The sequence below is a fragment of the Corynebacterium sp. HMSC036D03 genome (genome assembly GCF_001836185.1).
In the GTDB taxonomy this organism is placed as follows: Bacteria; Actinomycetota; Actinomycetes; order Mycobacteriales; family Mycobacteriaceae; genus Corynebacterium; species Corynebacterium simulans.
Window position 1 is genome coordinate 1 of sequence record NZ_KV827727.1, and the last position, 7,214, is coordinate 7,214.

General features: G+C 55.6%; 8 protein-coding genes and 4 tRNA genes. 9 read left to right on the forward strand and 3 right to left on the reverse strand.

The window, feature by feature from the left end:
• Both HMPREF2692_RS12915 and HMPREF2692_RS12920 read left to right on the forward strand, forming a co-directional pair.
• Nucleotides 1-680 (forward strand): hypothetical protein (locus tag HMPREF2692_RS12915; protein ID WP_210400640.1); only part of this gene is annotated, 680 nt, incomplete at its 5' end.
• 3 nt (nucleotides 681-683) lie between these two features.
• Complete coding sequence (locus HMPREF2692_RS12920) at nucleotides 684-1,262, forward strand: hypothetical protein (protein WP_141744814.1); 579 nt, start codon at nucleotides 684-686, stop codon at nucleotides 1,260-1,262.
• Between the two features lie 121 nt (nucleotides 1,263-1,383).
• Here HMPREF2692_RS12920 and HMPREF2692_RS03165 read toward each other — a convergent pair whose 3' ends face one another.
• A complete protein-coding gene (locus HMPREF2692_RS03165) occupies nucleotides 1,384-1,716 on the reverse strand; it encodes a metal-sensitive transcriptional regulator (RefSeq protein ID WP_061924479.1) in 333 nt (110 codons plus the stop codon).
• A gap of 94 nt (nucleotides 1,717-1,810) precedes the next feature.
• Here HMPREF2692_RS03165 and HMPREF2692_RS03170 point away from each other — a divergent pair.
• The 5 genes from HMPREF2692_RS03170 (at nucleotide 1,811) to HMPREF2692_RS03190 (ending at nucleotide 2,967) form a co-directional block, all read left to right on the forward strand.
• Nucleotides 1,811-1,883, forward strand: a tRNA-Glu gene (locus HMPREF2692_RS03170).
• A 48-nt stretch (nucleotides 1,884-1,931) separates the two neighbouring features.
• Nucleotides 1,932-2,008 (forward strand) — tRNA-Asp (locus tag HMPREF2692_RS03175).
• Between the two features lie 446 nt (nucleotides 2,009-2,454).
• Nucleotides 2,455-2,528, forward strand: a tRNA-Asp gene (locus HMPREF2692_RS03180).
• Between the two features lie 21 nt (nucleotides 2,529-2,549).
• Nucleotides 2,550-2,622, forward strand: a tRNA-Phe gene (locus tag HMPREF2692_RS03185).
• A 54-nt stretch (nucleotides 2,623-2,676) separates the two neighbouring features.
• Complete coding sequence (locus HMPREF2692_RS03190) at nucleotides 2,677-2,967, forward strand: GNAT family N-acetyltransferase (protein WP_061924476.1); 291 nt, start codon at nucleotides 2,677-2,679, stop codon at nucleotides 2,965-2,967.
• A gap of 70 nt (nucleotides 2,968-3,037) precedes the next feature.
• Here the strand turns inward: HMPREF2692_RS03190 and epsC are convergent, their stop codons facing one another.
• Both epsC and cysK read right to left on the reverse strand, forming a co-directional pair.
• Entirely contained in the window at nucleotides 3,038-3,601 is a 564-nt protein-coding gene (epsC, locus tag HMPREF2692_RS03195; protein WP_096337004.1) for a serine O-acetyltransferase EpsC, read from the reverse strand.
• 73 nt (nucleotides 3,602-3,674) lie between these two features.
• On the reverse strand, nucleotides 3,675-4,610 hold the full coding sequence (gene cysK, locus HMPREF2692_RS03200) for a cysteine synthase A (protein ID WP_061924471.1): 936 nt from the start codon (nucleotides 4,608-4,610) through the stop codon (nucleotides 3,675-3,677).
• A gap of 257 nt (nucleotides 4,611-4,867) precedes the next feature.
• On the opposite strand from cysK, the gene ramA reads away from it, so the two are divergent.
• Both ramA and murA read left to right on the forward strand, forming a co-directional pair.
• Nucleotides 4,868-5,707 (forward strand): acetate metabolism transcriptional regulator RamA, encoded by an 840-nt coding sequence (gene ramA / locus HMPREF2692_RS03205; protein WP_061924468.1) that lies wholly within the window; start codon nucleotides 4,868-4,870, stop codon nucleotides 5,705-5,707.
• A gap of 76 nt (nucleotides 5,708-5,783) precedes the next feature.
• On the forward strand, nucleotides 5,784-7,052 hold the full coding sequence (gene murA, locus HMPREF2692_RS03210; protein WP_070822730.1) for a UDP-N-acetylglucosamine 1-carboxyvinyltransferase: 1,269 nt from the start codon (nucleotides 5,784-5,786) through the stop codon (nucleotides 7,050-7,052).
• Nucleotides 7,053-7,214 lie beyond the last annotated feature (162 nt).

Below are 7,214 nucleotides of genomic sequence, written 5' to 3' on the forward strand. Positions count from 1 at the left end.
GTAAAAGAAGCGGAACTAAACCCAGGACGCTTCATTCTCCGGGGGTTTTGAGGCATTTAGCTGGCGACTTCTTGGCGTGCTGTTCTCTGGATACAACGCTAGATGTGAAAGCAATCGGTATAGCAGTTGCGGGGATTGTGGGAGTGACGCTGCTCGTAGTTTCGGCTGCGGCTTTGCTTAGGCACCGAAGAAAGCTGTACATGGCAGCTTTGCTTTTAGGACTTCTGGCTATCGTAGGTTCTACGTTTTGGGCTCAGAAACTTACAGAATTTGGCCTTGTACAAAGGGACTCTGCGCAGATTGTCTGTGTTTCGGATGTCTGCGCTTGGCCGGAGGTCCCAAAAGAAAACATATTACTGAACATCCAAGCGCGGGAAGCCTTCTCTAAAATAGTGCCAGCTGAGTGGGGAGATTTCTCAAATCGACCGGTGGTGTGGGGAGATTTTTCAGAAGATCACTTAAGCCTAAGTAGCCAACCAACTCTGGAAGGAGTCGTTGGAGAGTTTGTGGATCAAGTTGGAACTGCGGAATTGATTCGTGCAAATGCGCAAATTTGTGGAATTCCGGCGAAAGATTTGGGAATTTCGGTTAGTGGCCTCCCTTGGGATCCTAACCGACAAGTTGACGTAAGCGATGTTGTTCAACGTATCGAGCAGTCGACCTGTAGAGTTAGCGGTTAGCCTGTGAAATCATTTGCGTTCTTGTACTTCCATGGTCACAGAATTTTTGTGGTCTTGCTGATGATGTTGTTTATTGGTTTAGCTCTATCCTTCTCTGAAGGCTGGCTGCTAAGAATTCCCTGGCTTAGCGGTACTGCAGGGGTGAATGTAGGTACCATATGTTCATTTGCTTATGCGGCGTTGCCAGTAACTTTGTTCCGTAATCAGCTTTCCAAGCTAGAAGCTCGTTCTCCAAGGAAGTGGTTAGTCGTAGACAGCACGCTTCTCGTTGTCTTGTGGAGCGTCCCTTGGGTATTTTCCCTGACCGGCGTAGGAAGCGTCAGGTTTGCTTATGTATCCACCGTCCTTATGGGAATAACATTTTTCGCAGGCAAATATTTGAACGTGGATACACTCGCATTGTTGCTTATAGCGCAACTCGTCTTGCAAACGGCTCTTTGGCTATCGGCATCCGAAACGAAATGGCGTTTTGTTCTTTTTGCTCTTGCTGTCCCGCCAGGCCATGTCCCACTTTTAATAAGTGGCCTTTCGCTCCTTGTGAGTATTCCTTCTTTGCACAAATTCAAACAGGCTGGAGCTTAGTCAGTGCCGGCAGGCTAGAGCTGCTCCTTTCCCTGTCTAGGGGCTAGGGGGAGCTCATGCTCAATCTAGTCAGACCTTTGAAGTGTCGCTGAAGATTCGCATGATGTGTTGGTTGGGGGCGTTAGCTCTTAACCAGCTTGCGAATAGCCGTCATGGCTTCCTCGAGCTTTTCCTGGGCCACTTGACCATCCTCGGCGGCGGCACCGGCTACGCAGTGCTCAATATGGTCTTCGAGTAAGGCCAAAGAGACATTTTCTAGCGCGGAGGTTACTGCGGAGATCTGCGTGATGATGTCAATGCAGTATTTGTCTTCTTCGATCATGCGGTGGATGCCGCGCGTTTGACCCTCGATGCGCTTCAAACGCGCCAAATACCTCGCTTTGTTTTTGCTATCCGCGTTATACCCGTGCGCGTGAGGCTCATGGCAGGCGCAGGTATGTTGCTGGTCAGACATGGTTTTCTGCGTTCATCTAGGGGTTCCTTTCGGGGCGATTTTGTAACGCGCGATTACTCCAGTATATTTTTAAGACGTTGCTCCAAGGCAATGGGCCCCCATCGTCTAGCGGCCTAGGACACCGCCCTTTCACGGCGGCGGCACGGGTTCGAATCCCGTTGGGGGTACGAAGCTTCTTGCTTCATGCCGACCTTTTAAAGGTCAAAATTCAATATGGCCCTGTGGCGCAGTTGGTTAGCGCGCCGCCCTGTCACGGCGGAGGTCGCGGGTTCAAGTCCCGTCAGGGTCGCCATATTGATAAGCCGGTTCCAGTGATGGAGCCGGCTTTTTCTTTTGCTTTCTTTCGTTTAAGTCCCCGCTCGAGATCTACTGGGGCCATCACTGTGTAGGGGTGAGTTGGGGTGGGGGAGTTGTTTCACCGGGGCGGGGCTTAGAGGCGCGGCGCGTGCTTCAAAAACGTCTTTATGGCGACGTAGAGGGCCGCTGAAGCCGTGAGGTGTGGCTCGGCTCGAAGAGGCGGCGTCGGCAAGCGCACGCGCCTTTACAGCGCCTTATATGGCTTGGCCTGAAATCTTTGCGTGTGCGCCTGCCTATATTTTGCGTTGCCTCATGCGGCCTTTTGAAAAACTGGTGCGCAAGAGTAGAGAAAACCGCAGTTAAACTGCAGATTTGTTTGATTTCAGCAACGTTGTGTAAAGTAACTATCCGTGCCCAATGAGGTACGAAAAATTGAAAAATGGCCCTGTGGCGCAGTTGGTTAGCGCGCCGCCCTGTCACGGCGGAGGTCGCGGGTTCAAGTCCCGTCAGGGTCGCCGAAGTCACTTGTGGCTTCTGGCCAGATAGCTCAGTCGGTAGAGCACACGCCTGAAAAGTGTGGGGTCGCCAGTTCGATCCTGGCTCTGGCCACAAATCAACCCCCTTCTGTAGAAGGGGGTTCTTTTGGTTTGCAGAAATGGTTTAATGGGCCACATGACTACTTCTGTTGCACACCAAACTGACGCCTCCCGTTTCGTAATTGCCGTCGATGGGGAAGAGGCCGGCTTCGCGGAGTACGTCGACACTGCAGAAACCCGCGATTTCCACCACACCGTGGTCCACGAGGGCTTCCAAGGCCAAGGCCTGTCCAAACCGCTCATCAAGGCCGCTCTGGAGGATGAATCCACCGCCGGCAAGCGCGTCATCGCCAGCTGTTCTGCCGTCGCGAGCTTCATCGAGAAGAACCCGGAATACCAGCACCTGCTCGAGAACTAAAACCTAAAAGTGGGCCCCACGTTCGTGTGGGGCCCACTTTGCCGCGCTTGGCGACGTCGCAAAGCAACAGCTAGATGTAATAGTCGGGGTCGACGAGCTTGATGCGCTCTTCCTTCTTACGCGGACGGTTCTTTGCTGGAATACCAATAGCAATGTGCTCTGCAGGCACATCCTTGGTGACAACTGCGTTTGCGCCAATAGCAGAGCCTTCACCGATGGTGATGGGGCCTAACACCTTGGCGCCAGCGCCAATCGTGACGTTGTCTTGGACAGTGGGGTGGCGCTTGGTTTGGGTGAGCACCTGGCCGCCCAACGTGACGCCGTGATAGATCATCACGCCCTCGCCGATTTCGGCGGTCTCACCAATGACGATTCCCATGCCATGGTCGATGAAGAACCGACGTCCAATGGTGGCTCCAGGGTGGATTTCGATTCCGGTCCAGAAGCGATTGATTTGCGCAAGGATGCGCGCAGGGCCGCGCCAACCGCGCTTCCACATCCAATGACAGATGCGGTGCACCCAGATGGCATGCAGGCCAGAGTAGACTATGGCGTTCTCCACATCTCCTCGGGCCGCGGGATCATGGTCACGGGCATTCGCCAAATCCTCGCGAATCATCTTTAGGACGTTCATGTGGTACATACTACTGGCAAAGAAAAAGCACCCACCAACAAGATGGGTGCTTTTCATTCAAACGACAGGAAAATTATGCCTCGCGGATGTCCTCAAACAGGACGGTGGAGACATAACGCTCACCAAAGTCCGGCAGAACCGCAACGATGGTCTTGCCCTCAAACTCTGGGCGAGCAGCCAGCTTGAGTGCTGCGGAGATGTTTGCGCCGGCGGAAATGCCCACCAGTAGGCCTTCCTCGGTAGCTAGCTTGCGGGAGGTCTCAATTGCCTCTTCGTTGGTGGCGGTCATGACCTCGTCGAGCAGCTCGCGGTCTAGTACCTCTGGGACGAAGTTTGCGCCGATGCCCTGAATCTTGTGCGGGCCAGCGTGGCCTTCAGACAAAACAGGGGAGTCAGCCGGCTCGACGGCAACTAGGTGGAGGTCGGCATTCTTGGACTTCAGGTAGCGACCAACACCGGTGACGGTGCCGCCGGTGCCGACGCCGGCGACGAAAGCATCAACCTTGCCTTCGGCGTCGTTCCAGATCTCTGGGCCGGTGGTTGCCTCGTGGATCTTCGGGTTTGCCTCGTTGGCGAACTGGGAAGCCAGGATGGCGTTGTCGTTGTTGGCGATGATCTCATTCGCCTTGTCGACGGCGCCCTTCATGCCGGCTGCACCTGGGGTCAGGACGATCTCTGCGCCATAAGCACGCAGCAGCACCTTGCGCTCGTTGGACATGGTCTCCGGCATGGTGAGGATGACCTTGTAGCCAAGGGTGGCGCCAGCGAAGGCGAGCGCGATGCCGGTGTTGCCGGAGGTGGCCTCGACGATGGTGCCGCCCGGCTTGAGCTCGCCGGCTTCTACCGCGGCGTCGATAATAGCCTTGCCAATGCGGTCCTTAACGGAGTTAGCAGGGTTGAAGGATTCGACCTTCACCAGCACCTCTGCGCCGAGGCCCTCCGTCAGGCGGTTCAGGCGAACCAGTGGGGTATTGCCGATGGTTTCCAGAATGTTGTTGTAGACAGCCACTTTGAGGACTCCTTGGAAAATATCTTCGTGCGTACCCTAGCTACTGTACACCACGCTACTAGACAAAGCGGTACATAACTTCTGAACCGATCATTCGGGCACTGGCTGTGGGATTTGGATCGCGCTTTGGCAGTAAGGCGATTTATTCTTACCCCCATTGGCCGGTTATACTGCGGGGAACGTGTTCTTTTACCCCCGAATCGCATGGTGGGTATGGGTGCACCTACTGGTTACCCCCAACTAGGAGAGAGATTCTCATGGAGCCGCATCGCCTCAAAGATGACGACGAAGCCGTACGCGCCGCACTGTCTTCCCTGAAGACCGCAACCGGCATTCCCGTCACGATGTACGGAACCCTGCTTCCCGATAATCGTCTGCAGATCACCCAGTGGGTCGGCCTGCGCACGCCGGCTTTGCAAAACCTGATCAGTGACGCCGGAGTCGGAGTGGGCGGCCGTGTTGTCAGCACGCGCCGTGCAGTAGGTGTTTCGGACTACGCTCGTGCGACCACCATTTCGCATGAAAATGACCGCTACATCCAGGACGAAGGTCTGCACTCCATCGTGGCTGTTCCGGTCACGGTGCAGCGTGAGATCCGCGGTGTCCTTTACGTCGGCGTTCACTCTCCAGTGCGTTTGGGAGACAAGGTTATTGAGGAAGTAACCATGACCGCCCGTTGTCTGGAGCAGGATTTGGCGGTTAATTCCGCGATGCGCCGCGCCGATGGCGGTAAGGGCGGCGCTGCCCGCGGCCACGTCATGAATGGCGCGGAGTGGGAGCAGGTGCGCTCCACGCACTCCAAGCTGCGAATGTTGGCTAACCGCGTAGACGACGAGGATCTGCGCAAGGAGCTTGAGGCTTTGTGCGATCAGATGGTTTCTCCGGTCCGCGTTAAGCAGTCTACGAAGCTTTCCGCCCGTGAGCTTGATGTCCTGTCTTGCGTGGCGCTTGGCCACACCAACGTAGAGGCGGCTGAGGAAATGGGCATCGGTGCAGAGACCGTGAAGTCCTATCTACGCTCCGTGATGCGCAAACTCGGTGCGCATACCCGTTATGAAGCGGTCAATGCCGCTCGCCGTATCGGCGCATTGCCCTGATATACATGGTTCTTCTACCCGGATGCCCCTGAAACTTGCAGAAGTTTTTCAGGGGCATCCGGTAGTTTAGGAAGATGTGAAAGACCAATTTATTGTCTCTGGTGGTGCACGGCTCGAAGGCACGGTTGTGGTTGATGGCGCGAAAAACAGCGTCCTGAAGCTCATGGCCGCCTCGCTTTTGGCGGAAGGCACCACGACGTTGACCAACTGCCCGCAGATTCTCGACGTCCCGTTGATGCGCAAGGTTCTAGAAGGCCTAGGCTGCGAAGTAACTATCGACGGCGACGTCGTTACGATTACCGTCCCCGAAAAGCTCCACTCAAACGCGGACTTCGATGCTGTACGTCAGTTCCGCGCTTCTGTTTGCGTGCTGGGTCCGCTGACCTCTCGCTGCGGTCATGCGAAGATTGCCCTCCCCGGTGGCGATGCCATCGGTTCGCGCCCGCTGGATATGCACCAATCGGGTCTGGAGAAGATGGGTGCACGTACCCATATTGAGCATGGCGCGGTAGTAGCTGTGGCCGATGAGCTCCACGGCGCCAACATTCGCTTGGACTTCCCATCCGTCGGTGCAACCGAAAACATTCTTACCGCCGCTGTCCTCGCAGACGGTGAGACCGTCTTGCGTAATGCAGCCCGAGAGCCAGAGATCGTTGATCTGTGCATGATGCTCAAGGAGATGGGCGCAGATATCGAGGGCGAAGGCACCTCCACCATCACGATCCGCGGCGTAGAAAAGCTGCATCCCACCGAACACAGGGTAATCGGTGACCGCATTGTTGCCGGCACCTGGGCCTATGCTGCAGCGATGACGCAGGGGGATATCACCGTCGGCGGTATCACGCCGCGTCACCTGCACCTGCCGCTGGAGAAGCTGAAGTCCGCTGGCGCCGAAATCGAAGATTATGACAACGGCTTTCGCGTTCGCATGAACGGCCGACCAACTGCGGTGGATTACCAAACGCTTCCATTCCCGGGTTTCCCAACTGACTTGCAGCCGATGGCGATTGGCCTTTCCGCCGTTGCCGAAGGCACCACGGTCATCACGGAGAACGTCTTCGAATCCCGCTTCCGTTTCGTGGATGAGATGCTCCGTCTCGGCGCCGATGCGCAGGTGGATGGCCACCACGTTGTTATTCGTGGTCAGCAGAGACTTTCTTCCACCCATGTTTGGAGCTCCGATATTCGTGCCGGCGCTGGGTTGGTGCTCTCCGCATTGTGCGCAGATGAAGTAACCACCGTTCACGATGTCTTCCACATCGATCGTGGCTACCCGAACTTCGTTGAGAATCTCTCGCGTTTGGGCGCCGACATCAAGCGCACGCAGGAGCCGGAGACGTACTAAGCGCTTTACGACGCCCTGTTTATCCCCAGTATGCACCTAAATATGCGGTGTGTACTGGGGATTTGTGTTGTTTGTGGGGTGGGGGCTAAATTAATCCAGGTCGCAACGAGTTGGCCGTGAGGTTAACTAAGTTGTGGTTCGGATGAATTTTTCTTCTTCGAT